The sequence below is a fragment of the Galbibacter sp. PAP.153 genome, assembly GCF_037029175.1.
GTDB classification, from domain to species: Bacteria; Bacteroidota; Bacteroidia; order Flavobacteriales; family Flavobacteriaceae; genus Galbibacter; species Galbibacter pacificus.
Genome location: NZ_JAZEUN010000005.1, coordinates 76221 through 101825, shown reverse-complemented (window position 1 = coordinate 101825; position 25605 = coordinate 76221). Strand labels below are relative to the sequence as shown.

At 37.5% G+C, this 25605-nt stretch carries 15 protein-coding genes; 7 read left to right on the top strand and 8 right to left on the bottom strand.

What is annotated here, in order from left to right:
- Positions 1-2 precede the first annotated feature (2 nt).
- The gene (locus UXI14_RS03985) at positions 3-689 is read right to left on the bottom strand and encodes a response regulator transcription factor (RefSeq protein WP_335964959.1); all 687 of its coding nucleotides are present in this window, start codon (positions 687-689) and stop codon (positions 3-5) included.
- Between the two features lie 272 nt (positions 690-961).
- On the opposite strand from UXI14_RS03985, the gene UXI14_RS03980 reads away from it, so the two are divergent.
- The 4 genes from UXI14_RS03980 (at position 962) to UXI14_RS03965 (ending at position 7389) form a co-directional block, all read left to right on the top strand.
- Positions 962-3748, top strand: a complete 2787-nt coding sequence (locus tag UXI14_RS03980) for a TonB-dependent receptor (protein WP_335964958.1) — start codon at positions 962-964, stop codon at positions 3746-3748.
- Between the two features lie 41 nt (positions 3749-3789).
- Positions 3790-5748: a hypothetical protein gene (locus tag UXI14_RS03975; RefSeq protein WP_335964957.1), complete on the top strand. Its 1959-nt coding sequence runs from the start codon at positions 3790-3792 to the stop codon at positions 5746-5748.
- 156 nt (positions 5749-5904) lie between these two features.
- Positions 5905-6879 carry an acyl transferase gene (locus tag UXI14_RS03970; RefSeq protein WP_335964956.1) on the top strand — a complete coding sequence of 325 codons (975 nt, stop codon included), beginning with the start codon at positions 5905-5907 and terminating at the stop codon, positions 6877-6879.
- A 63-nt stretch (positions 6880-6942) separates the two neighbouring features.
- Complete coding sequence (locus tag UXI14_RS03965) at positions 6943-7389, top strand: YHS domain-containing (seleno)protein (RefSeq protein ID WP_335964955.1); 447 nt, start codon at positions 6943-6945, stop codon at positions 7387-7389.
- 9 nt (positions 7390-7398) lie between these two features.
- On the opposite strand, the gene UXI14_RS03960 is transcribed toward UXI14_RS03965, so the two are convergent.
- Positions 7399-8259, bottom strand: a complete 861-nt coding sequence (locus UXI14_RS03960) for a hypothetical protein (RefSeq protein WP_335964953.1) — start codon at positions 8257-8259, stop codon at positions 7399-7401.
- A 198-nt stretch (positions 8260-8457) separates the two neighbouring features.
- On the opposite strand from UXI14_RS03960, the gene UXI14_RS03955 reads away from it, so the two are divergent.
- Entirely contained in the window at positions 8458-9477 is a 1020-nt protein-coding gene (locus UXI14_RS03955; RefSeq protein WP_335965056.1) for a LacI family DNA-binding transcriptional regulator, read from the top strand.
- A 41-nt stretch (positions 9478-9518) separates the two neighbouring features.
- Here the strand turns inward: UXI14_RS03955 and UXI14_RS03950 are convergent, their stop codons facing one another.
- The 5 genes from UXI14_RS03950 to UXI14_RS03930 are packed head-to-tail and all read right to left on the bottom strand — an operon-like array spanning position 9519 to position 21621.
- Complete coding sequence (locus UXI14_RS03950) at positions 9519-10418, bottom strand: GyrI-like domain-containing protein (RefSeq protein WP_335964952.1); 900 nt, start codon at positions 10416-10418, stop codon at positions 9519-9521.
- A gap of 15 nt (positions 10419-10433) precedes the next feature.
- Entirely contained in the window at positions 10434-11792 is a 1359-nt protein-coding gene (locus UXI14_RS03945; RefSeq protein WP_335964951.1) for a vanadium-dependent haloperoxidase, read from the bottom strand.
- Between the two features lie 4 nt (positions 11793-11796).
- On the bottom strand, positions 11797-15057 hold the full coding sequence (locus UXI14_RS03940; RefSeq protein WP_335964950.1) for a VCBS repeat-containing protein: 3261 nt from the start codon (positions 15055-15057) through the stop codon (positions 11797-11799).
- Positions 15050-18403: an FG-GAP-like repeat-containing protein gene (locus UXI14_RS03935; RefSeq protein WP_335964949.1), complete on the bottom strand. Its 3354-nt coding sequence runs from the start codon at positions 18401-18403 to the stop codon at positions 15050-15052. Before UXI14_RS03935 ends, UXI14_RS03940 begins: the two co-directional genes overlap by 8 nt.
- Positions 18400-21621, bottom strand: a complete 3222-nt coding sequence (locus tag UXI14_RS03930) for a VCBS repeat-containing protein (protein WP_335964948.1) — start codon at positions 21619-21621, stop codon at positions 18400-18402. Before UXI14_RS03930 ends, UXI14_RS03935 begins: the two co-directional genes overlap by 4 nt.
- Before the next feature lie 348 nt (positions 21622-21969).
- On the opposite strand from UXI14_RS03930, the gene UXI14_RS03925 reads away from it, so the two are divergent.
- On the top strand, positions 21970-23253 hold the full coding sequence (locus UXI14_RS03925; RefSeq protein ID WP_335964947.1) for a HAMP domain-containing sensor histidine kinase: 1284 nt from the start codon (positions 21970-21972) through the stop codon (positions 23251-23253).
- On the top strand, positions 23250-23936 hold the full coding sequence (locus UXI14_RS03920; protein WP_335964946.1) for a response regulator transcription factor: 687 nt from the start codon (positions 23250-23252) through the stop codon (positions 23934-23936). Before UXI14_RS03925 ends, UXI14_RS03920 begins: the two co-directional genes overlap by 4 nt.
- A gap of 53 nt (positions 23937-23989) precedes the next feature.
- Here the strand turns inward: UXI14_RS03920 and UXI14_RS03915 are convergent, their stop codons facing one another.
- Positions 23990-25594 carry a RagB/SusD family nutrient uptake outer membrane protein gene (locus UXI14_RS03915; protein ID WP_277901198.1) on the bottom strand — a complete coding sequence of 535 codons (1605 nt, stop codon included), beginning with the start codon at positions 25592-25594 and terminating at the stop codon, positions 23990-23992.
- Between the last annotated feature and the right edge of the window lie 11 nt (positions 25595-25605).

Here is a 25605-nt window from a genome sequence, read left to right as displayed (position 1 = left end):
GGTTAAAGTACAAATTTGTAACCTACACCTTTAACGGTCTTAAAGTGATCGTCCCCAATTTTTTCGCGTAATTTTCTAATATGTACATCAATGGTCCTGCCGCCAACAATAACTTCGTTGCCCCATACCTTATCCAAAATCTCGTCCCGTTTAAAAACCTTTCCGGGCCTGCTTGCCAAAAGCGATAACAGTTCGAATTCCTTTCTGGGCAGGATAATTTCGTTACCGGCCTGCACAATTTTGTATTCGTCGCGGTTAATGGTAATATTGCCAACCTTTACAATGCTTTCTACAGGTTCTTCCTCATCTTTCAAGCGTCTTAGCAAGGCTTTTACTTTACTAATAAGCACTTTGGGCTTAATGGGTTTTGTAATGTAGTCATCGGCGCCTGCATCAAACCCGGCAACTTGAGAATAGTCTTCGCCGCGTGCCGTTAAAAAAGTAATAATGGTTTCCTTGAGGTCGGGCGATTTTCTTATTTGCTCGCAGGTTTCAATTCCGTCCATTTCGGGCATCATTACATCGAGAATAATAAGGTGCGGTTTTTCTTTTTTTGCTTTGGCAATTGCTTCAATGCCATTTTTGGCAGTAGAAACATTGTATCCTTCCGAAGATAGATTGTAACCAACAATTTCCAATATATCCGGTTCGTCGTCTACTAACAGAATTTTGATTTCTCTCTTTTTCATTTTGAGATAAAGTTTGGTTTTTGTCTTTCTGCAAAGATGTTAAAATGTGCTTTTGTTTTGAAATTATGTAACACTAAGATTAATAATTAGTTATGCTTTTGTGTTTTTGCTTTCAAAGGTCAAAAGTAAAGATAATATTAAAAAATAAAAGCACTTAACATTCATTTAATATCATAACATAAATGTAACATATGTCTTACCCATGTTTAACATGTGGATAACTTCGCTTTTACAGATGGCTCGTTTATTTGCATCGGAATTAAAATCAAAAAATGAGACATTTATTTACAGTTTTATTACTGTTTGCCGGCGCGGTACTATATGCGCAGGAAACTACAGGTTCAGTTATCGGTGTAATTACCGATAAGGAAATGAATAATGATCCGTTGCCATTTGCCAATGTGCAAATAAAAGGATCTGCAAAAGGTACAACCACCGATATGGACGGGTTGTATGAAATAAGTGGCGTGGAGCCCGGAACATATACCATAGTAATAAGTTTTGTAGGGTACGAAACATTGGAAGTCCCAAATATTTCGGTGCAAGCCGGAAAAGTAACCGAATTGAATACAGCTTTAGGAGCAGGAAGTGTTAGTTTAGATGAAGTAGTGGTGACCACTACCGCCCGCAGAGATTCGGAGACAGCTTTGTTATTAGACCAGAAAAAAGCGATTGAGATAAAAGAAAGCATTGGAGCACAGCAATTAACAAAATTAGGCGTAACTGATGTTGCAACTGCAACCACTAAAATTTCGGGAGTGACAAGTAGTGAGGCATCTGGGGATGTATTTGTTCGTGGTCTAGGTGATAGGTATTTGTCGACAACCTTAAATGGGCTTCCAGTTCCTTCAGACGATATAGAGCGTAAAAATATTGATTTAAGCCTTTTCCCAACGCGAGTGATTCAAAATGTTAGTATTAGTAAGACATACGGAACTGAGAATTCAGCAGATCAAGCTTCTGGTAATATTAATATTACAACAAGAGAATTAGCAGGAGATCAAGAATTTAGTATTGGATTAAGAGGAGGTGTAAATACAAATGTAATGCAGGATGGGGTAAGAGATAATTTCAAGCTTTCCCCTAATACAGATGACATTACAATGGGGTTTTATAAACAAAGTATGCCTACAAGTCAAGCATTGACGCAACAAACATGGAATACGCAAAGTATAGAAAACCCTATTAATTATCGATATGCTGTTACAGCTGGAAAAAGAATAAATGAAAAAGTTTCGATATTCTTTACAGGATCACAATCTAGAAACTATGAATATAGAGAAGGTGTTTTTAGAGAGTATAGGTCAAATGCGGTTAGAGATACAATTACAGATGCAGTAAATTATTCTAAAAATATAAATACAACAGGCTTATTGAACTTAACGTACTATGTAAATGCCAATAACAAACTTAAATTTAATAGCCTTTTCATAAATAAACTTACAGATGAAGTGTATGAAGGAGGACGTAACGGTGAGGGTTCTATATATGAAGAAACGGATACCGATGAAGATCTTTCTCAATTTGTACGGGATCAAAATTTAAAGCAAACAAGGTTATGGATAAACCAATTGGCAGGGACTCATCAATTGTCAGAAAAACAACTGTTAGAGTGGGCAGCGGGTTACAATATGGTAGATGCTGATGAACCTAACAGGATTCGAAATGAAGTTAATTTTAAAGATGATTTTGTGCAATTTGGTAGAACAGGAGGGTTTCAACAACGCAAGTCTCTTCAAGAAATTGATGATCGTGAGATTAATGGATTGATAAAAGACCAAATAAAGTTTATTGATGAAGAAGAAAAATTATTCAATATAAACTTTGGTGCAAACTATAGAAACAAAAAGCGTGATTTTAAATCACAATTCTATGGATTGGAAGAGAGAACTACTAATACTCTCAATCCAACATCGATAGATGATTTATCTAGTTACCTGACACAAGAGAATGTTGATAATGGATCATTAAATGTAAATATATTACAAGAGGATATATATGATGGAACATTGCAATCAATATCTGGATTTGCCAATTTTAATGTAGGTATAAAAAACTTTAATGTTAATGTTGGTTTAAGATATGAGCATGATGATATCGATGTGAATTTTGATGTAGGTAATTACCCGGGAAGGATAGGGATCTCTGAAAAAACATATTCAAATTTATATCCAAGTTTGAATATGAAGTACAACTTCAATAATCAGCATGGAATACGATTTGCTACCAGTAGAACAATTACATTGCCAGAATTCAAAGAGATAGCTCCTTTTGAATATGTATCGCCTACCGGTCAGGTTACTAGAGGAAACCCTGATATTGAAGCATCAACCAATTATAACTATGACTTAAAATACGAATATTTTATAACACCAGCTCAGTTGATTTCTTTAGCAGGTTTTTATAAAACAATAGAGAATCCTATTAATAAAGTACAAGATAGAGGGTCCTCGGGAGTTTTTTCTTTTTTTAATTCAGCAGAAGAAGCTAAAGTATATGGATTAGAATTAGAAACAAGAGTAGATTTAATTAAATCTGCTGAAACAGATAAAGGATATGATTTGAATCTGAACCTGAATGCCACAAGAATGTGGCATGAACAGGATTTAAAAGAGATTTATGATGAAGATGGAAACTTTATCAGAACCTTTCGGTATAATGGAAAAACAGAAACTGGATTGCAAGGAGCATCTGATTGGATCTTTAATTCTTCGTTAAGTTTTGCCACAAAATCAGAAAATGAATTTAACGCTACGGTAACAGCAAATTATGCTTCAGATAAGATATTTGCCTTGGGAGCTGCTGAAGTACAAACTAATAGTGAGACTTATTATAATGATGAGATTATTGAAAAAGGGTTTGTTACTCTTGATGCTGTTTTAAGTAAAGATTTTGCTAAGCATTGGAATTTGAGGTTGATAGGTAGAAATTTATTAAACCCGACAATTGAAAGAACGCAAAAGGTAAAACCTGTAAATACTGGTATAGAAACTAATAAAGTAGTGCGCTCTTATACAAGAGGTACTACTCTAAGTCTAGGACTTAATTATAGCTTTTAATAAAGCACTTAAAATTAATTTAGAAACTCAATTTTATTATTATGAAGAAAACAATGATGAAAATTTCAGTATTATGTACTGTATTTTGTGCACTAATTATCGCTAGTTGCAGTAGTGATGACGATTCACCTGCACCAGGGCCAGAACCAACTCCTAATACTTTAGAGGGAGATTTAACCGAAGATTTAACATTAGATCCAACAGTTCAATATAAATTGACTGGAGAATATAGAGTTTTAGCTGGTGTTAAACTAACGATACCTGCAGGAACTCAAATTGTTGCAGAAAAAGGGCAAAATTATATTGCTGTATTGCAAGATGCAGAGATAGATATACAAGGAACAGCTTCTGAACCAGTTTTAATGACTTCGGAAGGAGGAAATCCTGGAGATTGGGGAGGATTAGTATTGTGTGGTAATGCCGAAACCACTGCTGGAGCAAATGCTCAAGCAGAAGTTGGAGGTCTTATTTATGGAGGAAATGATAATGCTGATAGTTCTGGGTCTATCAAATATTTAACTATCGCCGGGGCTGGTTTTCAAATAAATCCAGATTCACAATATAATGGATTAACATTATATGCTGTAGGTTCTGGAACTACTATTGAAAATGTAGCAGCTATTAATGGTTCAGACGATGGTGTTGAGTTTTTTGGAGGAACAGTTTCTGTTTCAAATTTCTATTCAGAAAATAATGAAGATGATTCAATTGACTGGACTGAAGGATGGAATGGTACAGTTACAAACGCTTATATATTGCATACTATCGAAGGATTCTCTACTGTAATTGAAGCTGATAAAGAAAATGGAAACCCAAAATTTGTTAATTTAACTGCCATTTCTGAAAAAGGAGGAACTGCTTTACAATTTAAGTTAGAGTCTGGAGCCACAATAGATGGACTATCTCTTTCTGGTTACGATACTTCGATAGATATGGTAGATAATGGGCCTTTAGCTAACGTAATAATAGATGGTGAGCCTGCGAATCCTGATTTAAACTATACTGTTGCACCAACTGTAGATATAGATATGTTCTCGTGGGTAAGTACAGAAATAGAATTAGATAATACATTATTGCAAGGAGTCATTACTGAAGAGGTAACATTAGACCCTTCTGTAGCATATACTTTAAATTCTTCTTATATTATAGCTGATGGAGGAAAACTAATTATTCCTGCTGGAACTAAAATTACTGTAAACGATAGACAAGCTGGTGAAGAAACCAAAGCTACTGATATATATATAGCAGTACTAAAGGGTGGTCAGATTGATATTCAAGGAACTCCTGACAATCCTGTAGTGATGGCTTCTCCTGAAGGGAATCCTGGAGATTGGGGCGGACTTACAATTTGTGGGAAGGCAACTACATCTGCTGGAGTTGATGTTACTGCTGAAGTAGGTGGATTTATCTATGGAGGAAATGATGACGCTGATAATTCAGGATCTATCAAAAACTTAGTTATTATTGGAACAGGAGCTCAAATAAACTCAGAATCTCAATATAATGGAGTTTCATTCTATTCAGTAGGTTCAGGAACTACAGTTGAGAATATTGCTGTTATTAATGGGGCAGATGATGGAGTTGAGTTCTTTGGAGGTACAGTTTCTGCAACAAATCTTTATCTTAAAGATAACGAAGATGATGCAGTTGACTGGACCGAGGAATGGAATGGTACAGTAGAAAATGTATATGTATCTCATGACATAGAAGGTTTCTCTACGGCTGTAGAAGCAGATAAAGTAAATGCCAATCCTAAATTGATAAACTTTACAGCAATTTCATCTACTGGTGGTACGGCATTACAATTCAAGTTACAGTCTGGAGCTACATTTACTAATGCTTATTTAAGTGGATATGAAACAAATGTTGATTTTCCTGATAGCGGATCGCCTTCAAATGTTATAGTAGACGAAACACCTTTAACGTCAGCTACAGATGATGTATTTAATGGCACTATGCTTGACATTACTACATGGACATGGATTGATGCAAGATTATAGAAAATTATAAGGCATGCGCCTTAAATAATTTAATATTATATATACAACCCCCGACATGCAGCAGCATCGTCGGGGGTTTTTGTTCTTTATAAAACTTTTACAATACAACGCCTCAAAATTTTTACTTCTATTATCTTTGCTTTGTATTGACAAAGAATGGACACACAGGCAATTTTTAATATAAAAAGCAAAACCGATTTTCATGAAACTGCTTTGCAAGTTTTTAAATATCAGTATCAAAACAATGCTGTATATCAAGACTTTTGCAACCATTTAAAGCGTACGCCCAACAATGTGTTTGCAGTGGAAGGAATCCCTTTTTTGCCCATTCAGTTTTTTAAATCGCATAGAATAGTTTGCAATGCCAATCCCGAAGAAATTATTTTTACCAGTAGCGGTACCACGGGAAGCACAACCAGTAAACATTTTGTAACCAGTGTAAAAATCTATGAAGAGAGCTTCAGAAAGGGTTTTTCTCATTTTTATAGAAATATTCGGGAATATACCATTTTGGCATTGTTGCCAGCCTATTTAGAGCGCAAAGGCTCATCGTTAATTTATATGGTTAATGATATGATTGAACAGTCCAATGCCTCCGAAAGCGGTTTTTATCTCAATAACCTTGACGAATTGGCGCAGCAATTATCAACATTGGACAAAATGGGCCGTAAGGTCTTGTTGATAGGTGTTTCTTTTGCGCTTCTCGATTTAATAGAAAAATATCAATTCAATTTAAAAAATACCATTGTCATGGAAACCGGCGGCATGAAAGGGCGTAGAAAAGAAATAATCCGTCAGGAACTTCACACGGTACTCTGCAAGGGTTTTGGGGTTGAAGAAATTCATTCAGAATATGGAATGACCGAACTTTTATCGCAAGGGTATTCAAATGGAAAAGGTATTTTTGAATGTCCGCCGTGGATGAAAATTTTGACACGAGATACAGAAGACCCATTAACCGTTTTAGACGAAGGAAAAACGGGAGGAATCAATGTTATAGACCTTGCAAACATCAATTCTTGTGCGTTTATAGCTACGCAGGACCTGGGAAGGGTAAAAGATAACAAATACGAAATAATTGGCCGTTTCGATAATTCGGACATTCGCGGATGTAATTTAATGGTATTGTAAAAATATTGCTATTTGTGTAATGTTGCGTGCACAAGTACAACTAAGCAGGAAATGAAATATATTATGAAAACACTTCCCGTCATACTTTTAATATTTACCATGACCGCTACTTTTGCGCAGTCCATAGATTACAATACCAAAAAAGGGGCCATTGCCGAAGGCTACGACGTAGTTTCTTATTTTGAAGGGAATCCCACCGAAGGTTCTGCCGATTTTAAAATAGATTACGACCATGTGCTTTTTAAGTTCAGTTCAGAAGAAAATCTAAAGCGTTTTCGGCAAGACCCCGAAAAATACATACCGCAATACGGCGGATATTGTGCATATGCCATTGCCAGCGGAAAGAAAGTAAGGATAAACCCCGAATCTTTCGTGATAAGGGACAAGAAATTATACCTTTTCTATAATGCGCATGGCACCAATACACTCGATTTATGGAACGAAGAAGGTGCCGAAAAACTTCAAAAAGAAGCAGATAAAAACTGGCAGAAGATTAAATTTAATAATTAGCAGGCCAATCTATAAGCGCAAACGGTAGATGTTCCCCCCGAGCTTTCCTGTCTTCTCGTCAGAAATATACAGGGTATCTTCGTTTATAAAACAAATACCTTCTTTTTGCGAGTCGTAACCAAGGTCTATACGCTTAACATCCCCGTTAAAAAAATCGTCTCCCGTAAAATTGCTCAGCAACCACACCTTATCATGGCTTAACAAAGCTATTTTCTTTTTGTCGGGACTTATGTCTGCCGCAGTAACCGTACATTTTCTGTCGTGCCCGCAGGTTTTAAAACTGGAAATAAATTGAGCCTCATGTCTTCCCGAAACAGCTGGAACACGATACAATAATGTAGTTCCGTCAAAAGGTTTGGCACGGTTCTTTGTAAAAATATAGAAGTTTCCGTTCCAGAAAAAAAAGGCTTCGGCATCAAAAAGACGATGCTTCTTTTTGGGTGGAAATTTTTTTTGTTCCGGGTAATAAAATTCAATTTTTTCTGCGGTGGCCTCATCTGCATTTATCATTTCAGGGTTAAAAACCTTGTAAATCCTTAAATCTTTTCGCTTATTGTCATTATTACCAAAATCCCCGATATATAAATTTCCGTCCCCGTCTTTTGCGAGCTCTTCCCAGTCTTTGTTTTTTGCGTTTTTTAGTTTAATTTCCCTAACAAGCGAGCCCTTATGATCAAAACCATAAATGTGGTCTTTGTTCCCCGAATCGCCAATGGCCCATATAAGGCCGTGGGGCGAGATAGTTTGTATGCCCGAGTTTTCTTTTAGTATATCGCCGGTATTGGCAATTACGGTAAGCTGGCCGTAATCTTGCTGGCATGATAAAAATAAAAAAGATAGCAGATAGGTATTAAAAAAATGCAATGTCATGGTAATATTGTTTATCCCCTGTCGGAAGTGTATTAATTATATAAAACGGGATGGACATAATGTGTCCTTCAATTAAATGCACAACACCGACAAATAAGGTTGATGGTGTTAAAATACGAGTTACTTGGCGAAATAAAAAGCAGAGTTTAATTGAAAAAGCTTAATTTTGATATCAGCTATAAAAAGAAGGACAAACCAATGAAGCAAAAAATAACGCTAAAAGAAATTTCTAGAAGATTTAATGTTTCCATATCTACGGTTTCAAAAGCATTAAAAGACAGTCCGGAAATAAGTGAGAAAACCAAGGAGATTATTCAGGCTTTTGCAAAAGAGCATAACTATAAGCCCAATAATATAGCATTAAGTCTAAAAAATCAAAAAACCAAAAACATAGGGATTATCCTTCCCGAAATAGTACATTATTTTTTCTCGTCGGTCATTACCGGGGTAGAACGCTTGGCCACCGAAAAAGGGTATAATGTAATTGTGTGTATTTCCAACGAATCTTTCGATAAAGAAGTCATCAATATGCAAATGCTTGCCAATGGAAGTATAGACGGCTTTATTATGTCGCTATCAAAGGATACCGAAAAGAAACAGGACTTTCACCACATCAACGAAGTAATAAACCAGGGAATGCCGGTGGTAATGATAGACCGCGTTACCGATAAGGTAAATTGCGATAAGGTAATTATAGACGATTTCCACGGTGCCTACAGTGCCGTTTCCTATTTAGTTGAAAGTGGCCGTAAAAACATAGCGTTGATAACCATGCCAGATTATATGAGTGTTGGTAAACTACGTACCGAAGGCTACAAAAAAGCATTAACCGATGCAGGTATACAGGTAGATGAAGACCTAATTGTAAAAGTTGAAGATTTTTACAGCGGTTTTGAACCTGTTGAAGAACTGCTAAAAAACCATAACGTCGATGCCGTTTTTGGCGTAACCGAATTTTTTGCGGTCTCAGCCATGAAAATTGCACAAAAAATGGGTAAAACAGCTCCTAAAGACATTTCGTTTGTCGGCTTTACAGATGGCATCATCTCCATAAGTAGCAGCCCTTCTTTAACCACGGTTAGCCAGCACGGTGAAGAAATAGGCGAGAAGGCAGCCGATTTATTGATAAAACGGCTGGAAGAAGAAGATTTCGAGCTAAGGCCATACGAGACCGAGATTATCAAATCCAGTCTGGTTAAACGGGAGTCTACCCAATAATGGCAATCTCTCTATAAATTAGAGACAAAAGTTCTTCCCGTTCAATCTTCAATAGGTATATATACATCTGTTTTCCATTTTAAGGCATCTCCACCAAGGTTTGGGTTGTTATTAAAGACCTCTATTACCTTATTGCTTACATTAATGGCGTGGTTATCGGCATAATTATAGAGGGCAAACCAAGCATGTTGCGTATACATATAATTGCCATGAAAAATGGCCAGCAATGCAGTGCTTTTATTTACTTCTCTTAAAAAAATAGCTTCTGATGGAACGGGTAGTTTTTCTATCCCCTTTACGGGAAAACAAAAATCCATGTCAATACTATCGGTAAGCTTGTTATATTCATTAATAACAACCATGGGGTTGCCATCTGGCTGTATATTGTTTTCAATGATATAATTGCTTAAATAATTATAATTACGCATCATCTGTCCAGCCTTTCCTTCGGGGGTGGTCTTGGCATTTACACAAACACATTGCTTGTTTGGCACGGTAGCGGTGCCTTCTATTTGTACTTTAAAAGTTGAAATGTTTAAGTCTAGCGTTTTTTTAAAATTGATTAATAGGTCTTTGGTCGTGGCCGTAAAATCGGTTTTAAAAAAAGGGGCCGTTATCCGGTTGCTTATACTCTTTCCGGGTTGTTTTATGCCAACATTTACTTCGGTAACAGAATCGTTAACACTATTAATGTCCCAATAAAGCACATAGTTTTTGCCTTTATAGCTTAGCTGCTGTGTAAGGGAAGTATACAAAGTGCTGTCTATGGTTTTTGTGGCAATGGCATCGTTTGTATTGTGCCAATTGGAAATGCTGTAAAGGATACTCCCCGCATTTGTTTTTTCCTTAAAAGTATAAATGTAATCTGCCTTTTTAACAAACAGGTACCAAACAAGACCTGCCAAAAGGAGCAGACCAATAACAAAAAGGATTCTTTTCATTTAATGTTTCCGGTTTTATTTATTTAGGGCAATTTTCTCATTGCTCATATCGCTTAACTTGTTTAATATATACCCGGCCATGTTCCTGCCTTGGTCAATGCCAACCTCAATGGCCGCCCTGTAATGAATACCGCCATACATCCTGCTCATTGCAGCTTCATCGGCCGCTTTATTAAAAGAAGGAAAAGATCTTATGGGAATGCCATATGGAGTTTCAGTATCATCGTCAAAAGAAAAATTATCCCCAAAAATTGAAGTCAGCGTTTTGGCCGCAGCACCAGAAACCACCGAATGTCCACTGGTATACTCGGGAAAAGGCGGTGTTTGTAAAATAGGTTTCCAGTTTTCGTCTATATACAAGTTGATAACTGTTTCCGGGCGTATTAAATTACTCCTGTATTTTTCGTCCCAACAACTTATAAATCCATCAAAAATGGCAATGGCTGTTTTGGTATAAGCAAATACCGTTTCGTTAAAGTTGGTTTTCGCTTTTCTACAGGCAATTTTTGTAATGCCTATCCAATGTGCCCCGGGGGTAATTTTTTTGGTGGCAAACATTAAATGGCCTTTGGTAACGGATACATATGGGTTACAGTCCCAAAACTGCGCAATGGCCACACCATCAGAAGTATCGCCTTCTTGGGTTATTCTATTTCCAACGTCATACACTTCTTTTGCTTCTTTAAAAAACTTGCTATCCTTATCCAAAGAAAATTCTGGCGGTGGAATAGGTTTAAATTGAGAAGCAGAATCTATAACCAAGGTCCTTATTTTGTCCCAGTGTGGCTCAATGCCGTCCATATATGCAGGGGGCGTGGGCTGCCACCTAGAGGGGTCGTCAGTATCGACCGTAAACTTGGGCATGGTGCGCGTTTGTTTGTAATTGTCTTTATCCATCCATGCTTTCATAAAAGAAACCACATCCATGGCATATTTTTTTGAAGTTTCAAACTCTGTTCCATTGACTTTTTTCCATGAGGTATACAAACTATCCTGATAACTGGAAATACGGTCTTCTGAAAAGATTAAAGATTTGCTTAGTTCTAAATGGGCAATCAATGCAGCTACCCGATAATTAACATGCTCGGTGTTTTGGGGTTTTGGAATGGATTTTAAACCATTGAGTTTTCCGGCAAGGGAATTGTAATTCGGATCGTCGAGCGCCATAATTTCGTATGCGGCAATGTCTGGATAGACAAAAATCCTGCTCACTACCACGGGCGAGAAAATATCGTGTATCATTACTTCAACAACTTTGTCTATTGCTTGATGCATGTTTTCTGAAGTAATTTCGATTGGTTTTTCTTCTTTGTTGCACGAAGCCAATATTACCAATGAAATGATGCATAGAAATGAAAGAAAAATACGTTTCATCTGTTTACTTTTTGTTGGTTTTTAATTTGTATAGTTCAGCTTTCTTATCGTTAACGGTAACCAATAAATAAGCCTCATTGTTTATGCTTAGTATGTTCAATGCCGTAACTGCTTTGCTAGATAGGTCCAGGCCTGCATGCAACGAAAGTTCTACGTGTTTATCGTTGTAAATAATGGCTCCCGGAAAGGCATCGAACCTGCCATGATATGGCTTTGTGCCGAAATAATTTCCTGCGGCAATAACTTCGTTTTCTCCATCGGCATTTACATCGGCAGTGGCAAAAGTTGTTATGGGGGAGAGTTGCAATTTATTTGTAAACGGACGGAAGGTAAAGTTTCCTTTATTGTTTTCCAGCCAACCCGATTGCAAGTTATGCACTTCTAAAAGGGTAGCGTTGTCCAGTAATCCTTTGTCGAATACTTCTTCCAGGCTCTTTCCCGCAAAATCTTTATAGGTGGTAAATTTTTTTCGCATTAAAGACACCAATTGTTCAGAGAGTTCGTCCATATTGGCTATTGTATAATACTTGCCATCTTTTTCAGCTGCAACAATGGTTTCGGTACGCTTGTTCTTGTCAAAATCAGCATAATACATTTTTAAAGGATATTCCTTACTGGCCTTGAACTTGGAATTGGTGCCCCAATTGCCCAATATGTAATCCATGTCGCCATCGTTGTCCATGTCAAATTCCGTAATGCCCTGCCATAAACCGTGGAGCTTTTCTTCCAAAGGGAATACCTCTTCAAAATTGTTTCCCATATTTTTATAAAACTTAGGGGGCATCCACTCGCCAACTACAATTAGGTCTTTTTTTCCATCTTCGTCAAAATCGCTCCAAATGGCATCGGTAACCATTCCCGCTTTTTGTAGGGAAGGATTTTCCATAACCGAAAAGCTGTTGCCTTCATTTATAAGAAGGAAAGAATTTGGAATGGCGCCAAAATCATAAGAAACCGCATTGCTGCCCAGAAAGATGTCCAAATCGCCATCGCCATCAAAATCAAAGGGTTTTGCCACTGAAACATTCTCAAATTGTTCCGGTAACACGCCTTTTATCATGGTGGAGTCTCTGCCAAGGTATAAAATGTTTTTCAGGGGCTCCATTTTAGCATAAAAATCGCCGCCGCCGGTACCAGTAAACAAATCGTTTTTTTTATCGCCGTTCAGGTCGGCAATAAAAGCAGTAACAACTTCGGTAACAGAATCGTTTTTAATAATATTGGGCGTATTTTTTACAAAACCACTATCGGTTTGCATATATATAGTTGCAGGTTTAAATTTAGAGCTTCCAAAGAAAATGTCTTCTTTTCCGTCTCCGTTAAGGTCGCCAACGGCCGTGCCCGGACCACGGTCTGAAATTTGGTACGGGATAAGTTTTTGTCTTAAAAAATCTATATAATTATCTTCTTCGTGTTTAAAATCAATGCCCAAATTGCCATCTGTTTTTGTAAAGAAAGACGGCTTGTCTGTAAGTAATTTGTTAAAGGCAAAATGTTGTTTGTTATTTTCAGGTGAAACCACTAAAGTTTGATTTTTGGTCACATTTTTAAGTGTTTGGTAGGTTTTGTCGGGCCAGACAACCCATAGCGAATCTATATTGTTTTTGTTGCTGTACCCAAAATGCACAATAGGCTCTGATGAAGCTTGAAAACCCCGTACGGTATACAGTTCCCGATATTGCATATGGCCATTTTGAAAAGAAAACACTTTTGTGCCAATGCCAAAACTATTGGGTTTTTTGTAGTTGAATTTTAGCTTTATGTAATTTCCGTTATCGTTTGTTTTATTGATATAAATCCCGGCAGGTTGATCAATGTTGTTGGTAATTATGTCGATGTCGCCATCGTTATCCAGGTCTCCCATGGCCGTGGCCCCAGAAATTAGTGTGTCTTTTACAATCCATTTTCCCGATTGGTCTTTAAACTGAAGGTCTTTTTGGCCTTCAAAAATAAAATTATGGTATGCTCCGGAAGGCATCAGGTTGATTGCTTTTTGATCGACCAATTTTGTGTTGTCCAGTTTTTTACGAATCTGCTCGTTTGAAGCAAATTTTATAAAATCAAGATCATTGGGCCTTTTTGGTATTCCATTGGAAATAAACAGGTCTTGCTTCCCATCTTCATTAAAATCGGCAAACAAGGCACTCCAGCTCCAATCGGTGGCCGCAATGCCGCTCATTAAAGCAGTTTCGGCATAATTTTCGCCTTCTTGATTTATTTGCAGCATGTTTCTGGTGTATTGATAATGGTAACCAAGTTTTTCGGTACGCATTTTAAGCATCTGTACATTTTCGTCCCCGGCAGAAGACTTTAATACCGTTTCGTCATCGGGGAGCATATCCAGGGAAAGGATGTCCGGAAAACCATCGTGGTTAATATCGGCCACGTCATTGCCCATGGAAAACCTACTTGTGTGGCCAAAATGCTTTTTAAGGCTTTCGGTAAAAGTTCCGTCGCCATTGTTCAGGTAATAATAATCGTCTTCATGAAAATCGTTTCCTACGTAAATATCGGGTAATCCATCTTGGTTAAAGTCGGATACCGCCAACCCCAATCCATAACCGTTAACACCGCCATAAATTCCGGCTTCTTCACTTACGTCGGTAAATGTACCATTGTCGTTTCTCATTAATTTATCGCCGGTGGCATAATTTCTTTTGTACCTTAAATCGGCCTTACCATACGATTCCTGCGTGTGCACGGCATGGTTAAGTAAGTAAAGGTCCAAATCTCCATCTTGGTCATAATCTAGAAATGCCGCCGAAGAACTGTAAGAGTCAAAATCGAGGCCATATTTTCGTGCACTTTCGGTAAAGGTTAAATCACCATTGTTAATATACAATTCGTTATGCCCCCTAAATCCGTTTATGCCAACAACTGCACATACATAAATATCGAGCAGGCCATCGCCATTCACGTCGCCCATTATGGCTCCTGTATTCCATGTGCTTTCCCCGCCGATTTTAGCAGATGTGGAAATGTCTTCAAACTTTAGGTTCCCTTTGTTGAGGTATAATTTGTTTTTTACTTGGTTACCAGAGAAAAACACATCGGGAAGCCCATCGTTATTAATGTCGCCAATGGCAACACCGCCGCCGTTGTAGAAATATAAATAATCAAGGATATTTAACTCTTTGGTGGGAGTAACTTGGTTTATAAAGTCAATGCCTGTGTTGTCGGGAGCAGGATTGCTAAATAAATCCCCTTCATTTTTACAAGAGACAACCAGTAATAAAGCCAATATGAAGACAGGAAATTTATTCATGGATTTCATTTACTTTAAAGATTTTTGGTTGCTGATTGTTAATACCGAGCAAAATGTAAGTTTTGCCAGAGGCATCTTGAAAACGTTTAATGTTTTTTACTTCGCCTTTTACAAACATGCCCGAGGTGTTGTAGTTTTGCCATTCAAAATCTCCTTGGCCATCGCCTAGAAGAACACTGCCATAATTAGCGTCCAAGCGGGAAAATTGCGGTTTAAACTCGTAATTATTACCGGCCATGATTAAATCTAGGTTGCCATCATTATTTATGTCATTGCAATAAATATCGCACACACACGAAAACTGCACTTGGCTTGGCAGTATTTTTATATCGTATTCGTCGTTTCCTTTATTAACGGCCACTATGGATTCTATGGTATTGACTTCTTTTACAATGGAATTGTTGAACACCTCTGTGGAAAAAAGTTCCTGAATGGATTTTTTTGAATATTCCGAAGCTTTTAGATTTTGCTTTTTTAAGGAAGACAATTGTTTGGTCAATTCTTTTTTCATGTGAATGGGCATATCCTTCCCGTTGATGGAACGCGTTACTATTTGTTCAATGGTACCGTTATTGTCGTAATCGTTGATAAACATTTTCATGGGTGCATCAGCAGAAGCTTTATAGGCAATATTGCTTCCTTGATTGCCCAATATTAAATCTAGATCCCCGTCATTATCAATATCGGCACTTTCAATGGCGTTCCACCAACCACTGTAATTGTCCAGTTGCGTGCTTTCAAGCGCAAGGCGCCTGCCAGAATTAAAGAGCACTTTTGGAGACATCCAGTCGCCAACAATTACAAGGTCTTTTATAGTATCGCCATCCATATCGACCCATTTGGCATCGGTTGCCATACCAACATTTTTTAGGTCGTAAGCCTTACTTTCGGTAACATCTTTAAAAGTACCATCGTCTTGATTTTCCAAGAGCAGGTGCTTTGGGTCTATGCCGTAAATTCCCGGGACACTGCGCGAGCCTATAAAAATGTCGGTATCGCCGTCGGCATCAAAATCGTAGGGTGCAATTACAGAAATATTATGAAGGGTTGCGGGAATATTTTGTTCGCTTTTAGCGAAGTTTCCCTTTCCGTCGTTAAAATAAACCCTTGCTTTATAATTTGTGGCATCGGCTTCTTCATTACCGCCCGTTCCTACCATTAAATCGAGGTCATCATCATTATCAATATCAAAGAAAACGGCATAGGTATCTTCTAAGTTTTTATCATTATCAAAAGCATTCTGGTCTATTTTATATAATTTACCATTTCCCTTGTTAATATATAATGCCCCCGACTGGTTTTTTGCCCCGCCGATATAAATATCTTCATTTCCATCATTGTCAATATCACCCACGGCAACCGCTGGGCCTTCTTGGGAAGTCATTTTACCAATAAGACCTTCATAATCAAAATCTACAAAATTGTCTTCTTTATGTGGGTTAAGCGCTTTTGTATTGACTTCTGTTAAAAGGGTTTGTTTTGGAGCATATTTTTTAGGATTGTATTTTTCGCTAGCATTGGCTTGTTTTAAGTTAATGACCTTATTAACGGCCAATTGAGTTAGTTTTTCTGTGGTGCCATTGGGCCAAATAATACGTAAGGAATCTATTTTTTGGGCCTTGCCAACTCCCAAGGTGGCGGTATAATCCATAGAAGATTGAAAACCCCGGTAAGGAATATGCTCATAAAGTATGGTTTTGTCCTGGATATACAATTTGGCGGAGGCACCAATGGCAAATATGTTAGAATTATCTCCTTTGAACCGTAATTTAATATAGTTGTTTTCTTTTAATTTATCGCTATTGTTTTTATATACAAATGCCTGCATGTTAACATTATTAACAACAATATCCAGATCTCCGTCATTATCCAGGTCTCCATAAGCAACACCGTTGGACATGCTGGGGGTATTAAAGCCCCATTCTTCTGTTTTATCTTTAAAAGTTAAGTCTTGGTTGTTTTTATAGGCATAGTTGGGAATTGGTTTTACAGGCATTTTGTCAATAATGGAATCAATGGCCTGTTTTTTCCCGGTAAGCGCCATTTTTTGTATAATTTCGTTCGCAAAAAAGTTTACAAAATCAATATCGGTTAGATCGTGGTTTATACCATTGGCCACATAGATGTCTCGGTAACCGTCATTATCCATATCGAATAAAACACCTCCCCAGCTCCAGTCTGTTTTGGCAATGCCGCTAAAATATGCTGTTTCAGAAAAAGATTCGTTTCCATTGTTTATTTGAAGCGTGTTCTGCATGAATTGTTGCGAGAAATCCTTTCTTTGTTTGAGCCTAAAAATATCATAGCCTTCAAATTCTGTTACGGTTTTAGTTCTCTGGTCTCCTTCGGGAAGCATGTCGGTAATAAAAATATCGGCAAGCCCATCATTGTTAATATCCGACATATCCACGCCCATGGAAGAAAGGCTTAAATGCGAAGTCCATTTTTGTATTTCTTCCCTAAAGGTTCCATCATGGTTGTTGATATAAAGGTAATCTCTTTCGTAAAAATCGTTCGAAACATAAATGTCTGGATAAGTATCTTGGTTAATATCACTTATCATAACACCTAGCCCAAAACCTATCAGGCTTCCGTAAATACCGGCTTTTTCACTTACGTCCACATATTTTCCATTGTCGTTTCTAAGGAGCATATCGCCAACACCCTTAAAAATATCCGGAACACCTTCCCAGTCCTGCGCCCTTACTTCCCGTTGTTCGGCATATCCCAAACTACTTACGGGGATATTACTGTTGTTTAAAATATAGGCATCTAAATCACCATCTTTGTCATAATCAAAAAATACGGCATGTGTTGTAAATCCACTTTTTGCCAAATTATAGGCATCGGCCTGTTCTGTAAAGGTTAGATCGCCGTTGTTAATATAGAGGTCGTTATCGTGGTTGTTCCCTTCCATGTTCCCGGCATTGGCCACATATATATCCAAGTAGCCATCGCTATTGATGTCGACCATGGTAACGCCTGTAGACCACGGTTTATTCCCGCCAACTCCTGCTTTATCGGTAATGTCTTCAAATTTAAAATTACCTTTGTTAATAAACAGTTTGTTTTTACCCATATTGGCAGTTAAGTATATATCGGGCAGGCTATCGTTATTAATATCGCCTATGGCAACCCCGCCGCCGTTATAGAAATTCCTATATTTAAAAATGTTGAAATTTTTTTGATTTTCAATTTCGTTTATAAAATCTATACCGCTTTCTTCATTGGGAACCAAGGAAAAAAGAGTCTCCTTTTTTTTAACGTTATCATTTTCTTGTTTCGGGTTTTTGTTACAAGAATAAATGATAGAAATCAGGCTTAATCCTAAAATTATTCTTTTCATGGTGCTGTTGCTTTAGTTAGAAAGATTGGTTTGCCATTGTTTATGGTAGCAATGTAATATGGTTTGTTGCCGATTGTTATTTTTTTAATACTCCTTGCGGGGCCCGAAACATTAAACTGCTGCGGTTGTTGCACTTTAAAAAATCCATGGGGATCATTTAATAATATTAAACCATGTAAAGCATCGAGTCTTCCTAGTTGGGTACTTATTTCGTAGTTGTTCCCAATCAAAATAACATCTTCAAAACCATCATTGTTAAAATCGTCGTTTAATATATCGAACACGCAAGAGGTTTGGGCCATAAATGGCAGTTTTGTTGCCAGGAATGTGGCGTTTCCTTTATTTTCAAAATACATGGAAGCCAATTCGAATACCTTTTTCTTAGGGGTATTCTTTATTTTTTCCTGCGGAAGCAACTCAGAAAACCGTGCATTTGCAAAATCGGTATACGAAAGAAACTTCTTGTTTAGCATGGGCATTTGCTTTACAAGTTCGTCTTTTGATGAAAAAGTGGTTTCTTCTCCCTGATAGAAATAAGTTACAACGGGGTCGGTCTTTCCATTATCGTCAAAATCATTAATGTAGAGCGTAACAGGGTTTTTCTTTGATGCTTTTAAACGGGTGTTGAGCCCCCAGTTTCCTGCCATTATATCAATATCCCCATCATTGTCAAAATCGGATGCTATTACACTATTCCACCAGCCATTGGTATTTTCTAAGTTGTTTTCTTGAAACCTAAGCCTTTTTCCGTCGTTTATAAATATAGAAATGGGCATCCAATATCCGGCAACAATTGCATCGGGTAGATCATCGTAGTTTAAGTCTGTCCATTCAATATCCTGAACATTTCCAAGGGTTTCAAAATCGGGTGCGAATGTAGGTGTAATGTCTTTAAAAACACCTTTTCCGTTATTCTGAAAAATATATTGTTTTGAAGTCTCTCCAAAAGTCCGCGGCTTTCCGTTGGAGGCAATGCATATATCTAAATCCCCATCATTGTCAAGATCAACAGCTTTTACCATGGAGGCATTTATGAATGTATTTTTAAATTGTAGCGTATCTTTTTCAAAAACACCATTGTTATTAAAATAGAGTAGTGGTTCTAGCGGCGTGCCAGATGCAAATTCATTTCCACCATTTACAACTAAAAGGTCTAGGTTGCCGTCGTTGTTGGCATCAAAAAAAATATTGTCAATAGCTTCACTTTTGGCATCTTTTGCAAATAAATCTGGTTGAATTTCTGTAAAAGAACCATTTTCTTGCTGTGTAAAAAGGGCAGAAGCCTGCATCTTTGCCCCGCCAATAAATATGTCGTCCAAGCCATCGTTATTAATGTCACCAATGGCCGTTTTTGGACCTTGATTGGTATTAGCAAAAGGAACTAATGGGTCGCGGTTAAACTCTATTGATGTTTGATCTTTGTGTTTAAAATTTAACGAACGTTTGCTGTTCTTAACGAAAATGTCAGGGCTTTTGCTTTCTTGGTAATAATTGCCTTTGGCATTTTTATAATCGAGTATTATGGACGAGTTGAGGGCAAGATTGGTTTTTTTTTCAAATTTTCCATCGTTCCATACTACAACCAACGAATCTATGTTGTGTTTTCCCAGCCCGATTAGCATTTCTGGCGCAGTAGCCGACATAAACCCTCTGGATGTGTAGTTTTCATTTACAATAGTTAGCGAATCTGCGTAGACTTTAACCTTGCTTCCAATACCGTTTAGGTTTTTGTCATTTCCTTTAAATTTAATTTTTATAAAATTATGGGCCAACATCTCCATTGAGTTGTTTTGTAGCAGGAAAGCATTTTCATTGACATTGTTTACTGCTAAATCTAAATCCCCGTCATTGTCAAGATCGGCATATACACTACCGTTACTATATGATGGAATGGGGTCGTTCCAATCCTTGGTGGCATTGGTAAAGGTTTGATTTCGGTTATTTTTAAAAAAATAATTGGCTACGTGTTTTTTGGGGATCTCATTGATGAATTCCATATCTTCTTCGGTCATTCCCTTTCCAAGGCGTTTTTGAATTTTTTCGTTTGCAATGAAACTAATAAAATCCATATCGTTGGTAGCCCCCAAAATACCATTTGTTATATATACATCTTTATAACCGTCGTTGTCCAAATCGGCTATTAAAGGAGACCAGGACCATTCGGTAGCTGCCAGGCCGCTTGAAAAGGCTGTTTCGGTAAAACGGTTGTTGCCATTGTTAAAATGAAGCGCATTTTGCATAAACTGGGGCGCATATCCGTTTTTTAAATAGTTGCTGTATATTTGGTAGTTGTATTCAGACCCCGATGTTTTATAGCCTTTAAGGTCTTCTGGAAGCATATCTACCGAAACAATATCTGTTAAACCATCGTTATTCACGTCGGCAATATCATTCCCCATTGAAAAGTGCGTGGTATGCCCGAGTTTTGTTTCATCCGAAGCAATTATTTCTTTATATGTACCGTCTTTTTGATTAATGTACAAATAGTCATTCTCGAAAAAATCGTTTCCCACATAAATATCAGGATACCCGTCGTTGTTAATATCAGAAATGGCCACGCCGAGCCCATAACCAATACTTCCTTGATAAATACCTGTTTTTTTAGAAACATCTTGATAGGTCCCATTATCATTTCGGAACAATTTATCGCCATATAGACTATCTATGGCATTTCTCTTTTTACCGTTTCCATACATTCTATTGGGATGTACCGAATGATTGAGCAAATACATATCCAGGTCGCCGTCTAAATCATAATCAAAAAAGGTAGCTTGCGTTGCATAACTTGAAATATCAAGATTGTAAATATGCGATAGTTCCTTAAAGGTGGGAATTCCATTTCTGTTATTCCCTTGGTTAACATAAAGGAGGTTGTGTTTTTTTTGTTTGGAGAGCTCACTTACCCGGCAAATGTAAATATCAAGCCAGCCATCATTATTAATATCTACTGTGGTAACGCCAGTTGTCCAGTTGTCAGGATTTTTTATTCCGGCCCTATCGGTAATGTCTTCAAATTTAAATCCGGTTTTATTTAGAAAAAGTTTGTCTTCTGTTTGGTTCGAAGTAAAATAGAGGTCGACCCATCCATCATTGTTAAAATCACCAGCAGCAATACCGGCACCGTTGTAATAATATAAATAATTAAGAATATTTAGGTTGGGGGAGTTGGTTAGTTTGTTTTTAAATTCAATGCCGGTTTTACTTGCTGGAACAGCCATGAAAAGCTTCTTTTCCTTGGAGCAGGAAAATAGCATCGCTATTATAAGAAAACATATAATTCTTACGGCCATTATTTTTTATTATACTTTTTAATCCCACCACCTTTTGGATTTTATATTTCACTTTTCATAAGCATTTATATAAAAAAGCTAACCCATAAGTTAGCTTTTTTATACTTTTAATTGTAATGAAGAATTTTTAAAACTATTTTGAACACTGCTAATATAATACCTACTTGTTTAGGTTTTAATTAACGATAAGCGAAAAGGATTAATAAAAGGTTAATTTTATTAATAAAAGGATAACAAGTGTTTGGAAAGCTAATTTTTTAGTTAATTAGAAGCAATATGCTAAACTATAAAAAAGGATATATCATTATTTTTATCGTCTCGGTGATAGGTTTGGCCTTTATACAATATCAGTACTTAAAAGTGGGACTAAACTTGGCCAAGGTACAGTTCAATACAAAAATTGGACAATCCATACAAACTATTAAATCGGATTTAAGCACGCAAAACGAGCTTACTTTTTTAATGCAACAGGCCATTACAAAAGATACTTCTCATTTTAAATTAAGTATAGATAGCTTGCAAGACGCTTCGAGTCATTTTTTAAATGATTTTTTGGTGGACCGTTTGTTGCAACGGGGAATTAAAACATCTTTCCAATACAGGCTGTACAAAAACGACAGTACGGTGTATTTAACATCGCCCATCTATAACTTGGCCAATAGGGAAGGCCTTAAGTTTCCCATTGTGCTCAATGGATATTTGCCAGATAGTATTGGCCAACGATTAATCTTGGAATTACAATTTGAAGACGTAAACAGTTATTTTCTATCTCAATTAAACGGGTTGACCATACCGAGCTTAATATTTATAATAGCCATTATTTTAGTGGTTATTTGGGTATTGCGTTCCATGTACTGGCAACGAAATGTAATTACAACCACAAACGAGTTTATTAATAACTTAACACATGAGCTTAAAACCCCGGTGTTTTCCATAGGCTTGGCGGCCAAACTGCTTGAAGACAAGGTCACACAAGAAACCGCACCAATTATAACCATTGTTAGGGAACAAAACGAAAAGCTTAAAAGTCATATTGAAAAAGTGCTTGATCTGGCCGGTATAGAGAACAAAAAGGGAGTTATAAAGCTTAAACTTCAGGATTTTTATCCTACACTGGAGCATTTGGCCATGTCCTTCTCCAGATTATCTTCCATAGAGGGTATACAATTTAAGTATGAATTGCAGGACGGCCCTTATACCATTTATTGCGAACCGAGCCATCTTGAAAATGTGGTCAATAATTTACTGGATAATGCCAAAAAATATTCAGAGGACAACCCAACAATCAATCTAAAGGCGCATGTTGCAGGCGGTTATTTGTATATTGCGGTAACCGATAAGGGAATAGGGATAGACGAAACCAATTTAAAACACGTTTTTAAAAAATATCACAGGGTTTCATCCGGCGACATACAAAAAGTGCGGGGATATGGTTTAGGGCTGAGCTATGTAAAAGAAATTGTAAAACTGCACAAAGGAAAAGTTTTATTAGAAAGTACAATTGGTAAAGGAACAACCGTTACCATTAAATTACCAATGCAAAAAAAGAAAAATAAATGAGAAAGCTATTATTGGTGGAAGACGATAGTTCGTTAGGGTATTTGTTGACCGAATATTTAAAGATGAAGGATTTTCAAATAGTATGGGCAACCAACGGTATTGAGGCTTTGGAAATACTAAAAAAAGAAGTCTTTGATCTCATAATACTGGATGTTATGATGCCTGAAATGGATGGTTTTACCTTGGCGGAAAAAATCCGTGACCTCTATTCGTCCATACCATTCATGTTTTTATCTGCCCGGTCCCTTAAAATAGACGTGCTCAAAGGGTTTTCGCTTGGAGCGGTCGATTATTTGAAAAAACCGATAGACGAAGAAGAATTGGTGGTTAGGGTAGAAGCTTTGTTAAACAGGTTAAATATTGGCACAAACACCTCCCTACAGGAAGAAATAATATTGGGAGGATATCTTTTTAACCCTGCTACCCAAGAATTAAAATATAAAGACGAAATAATTTCGTTAACATCAAGGGAAAGCGAACTGCTGTTGTTTTTATGGAGAAGAAAAAACGAATTGTCGCTTCATAAGGACATATTAACAAGTATCTGGGGCGAGAACGATTATTTTAACCGCAAAAGTTTAAACGTATTTATATCGCACCTGCGGAAGTATTTAAGCAAAGATCCAAGGATAGTAATTGAAAATGTACACAACAAAGGTTTTTTGTTGAAAGTAAAAAAATAAAGATGCCCGCAATTGCGGGCATCTTACATGTTCAAAATAGTACAAAACACGCGTTAGTATCCTTCGTTCTGTATTAAATTAGGATTTGTAATAATGGCAGTTTCCGGAATTGGGAACAATACCCTAAATTCTTCGGTATTGTCTTTAAATTCCCATGTATCGGTAAATGTACCAAACCGGATCTGGTCGTTACGCCTCCAATATTCTCCATAAAGTTCCCTTCCGCGTTCGTCCAGTAAATCTTGCTCTGTTAAAGAACCAAGGGGAGTAGCGCCCCTAATAGTCCTTAACTCATTTACCAAGGTAAGGGCATCTTCACCAGAAGAGCCACCGCGCATGATAGCTTCTGCCTTCATTAAATGAGCGTCGGCATACCTATATAATACCATATGTGTGGCAAAAGAACCGTTTACGGGGCTGTACTTAAGAACCCTGATTCCTGTTCTTTCATTGTTGCCCAGTAAGCCGGGAAGTTCTTTGGAATAAACAAGGTCATTTCCTTGCCTGTCTTTTAGTTTCTCTCCGTTGGGGCCATATTGTTGCCCTATTAAGAAGCCAAAACCAATATTAGAGCCATCTTTTATTCCATCTTCATCAATGTCATCGTCTGGCAGATTGTCCTCATCATCACCATCTGGCTGATCGGACGGAACACCTGCCAATGGAACGTAACCCCTTCTTTCTTCTTGTCCCGATCCGGGCGTGTTTATATTTGGGTCTCCTTCAAATAGGTCGTAGAATTCGGCCAAAGTTGTAAAGCCGTTCCACCCTCCACCGGTATTATCGGGTGCACCTTGGTTGTAATGAAGTCCGTTCCATATACGGGAACCTATATCAGAAGTTGTAAAAAAGATGGTTTCGGTGTCTGTATCATTGGTAAATAATTCAAAATAGCCTTCTTGAAGAGCAAACCCGTCTGCCTGAATATCATCTACCAATTCAACTACTTGGGTCATATCGGCTGGATTTGGACTTTCTGCCCCCGTATAGATATGCTTGTTTAGATATAGCTTGGCAAGCAAATAGCGGGCAGATGCCTTGGATGCTTTTATTAATCCTTCGCCAGGGCCTGTACTTGGCAGATCAGAAATTGCTTCGGTTAAATCCTTAACAGCAAACTCATAGGCTTCGGTCCTTGTCATTACCGAAGGGTTTACATCTGGCCCATCTTGTGGCGACCTAAAAGGAACTTGACCGAATAGATCCATTAACCAAAACATGCTATAAGCTCTAATAAATTTTGCTTCGGCCGCTTGTTGGGGCGTGGGCTCGCTCAATGGGTCAATAATGGTTGTAGCATTATATACATTTGAATTTAATGCATTCCATGTGTTTTTGATAAGATTATGTGTTGTGCTCCAAGTATGGCCGTGCAATGACCTCCATACTCCATTATCGCCCCAGTCGGTACCTCTAGTGGGGACTAAGAATTCATCTGACGACACTTCGATAATTCCATACATGTCTTCCTGTGTCTGAACTTGACCTCTTACAGAATTGTACAGGTTTTCTAAGCTTTCTGTTGCATCCACTCCTGTAAATTCGCCCGACAGATTTGGAAAACGAGAGTCAGTTTCTTCAATTTCCAAATCGGTACAGCCGGAAATTCCGAGAAGAAGAGCAATGATTAATAAATTATATATTTTTGATGTTTTCATTTGTCAATTTT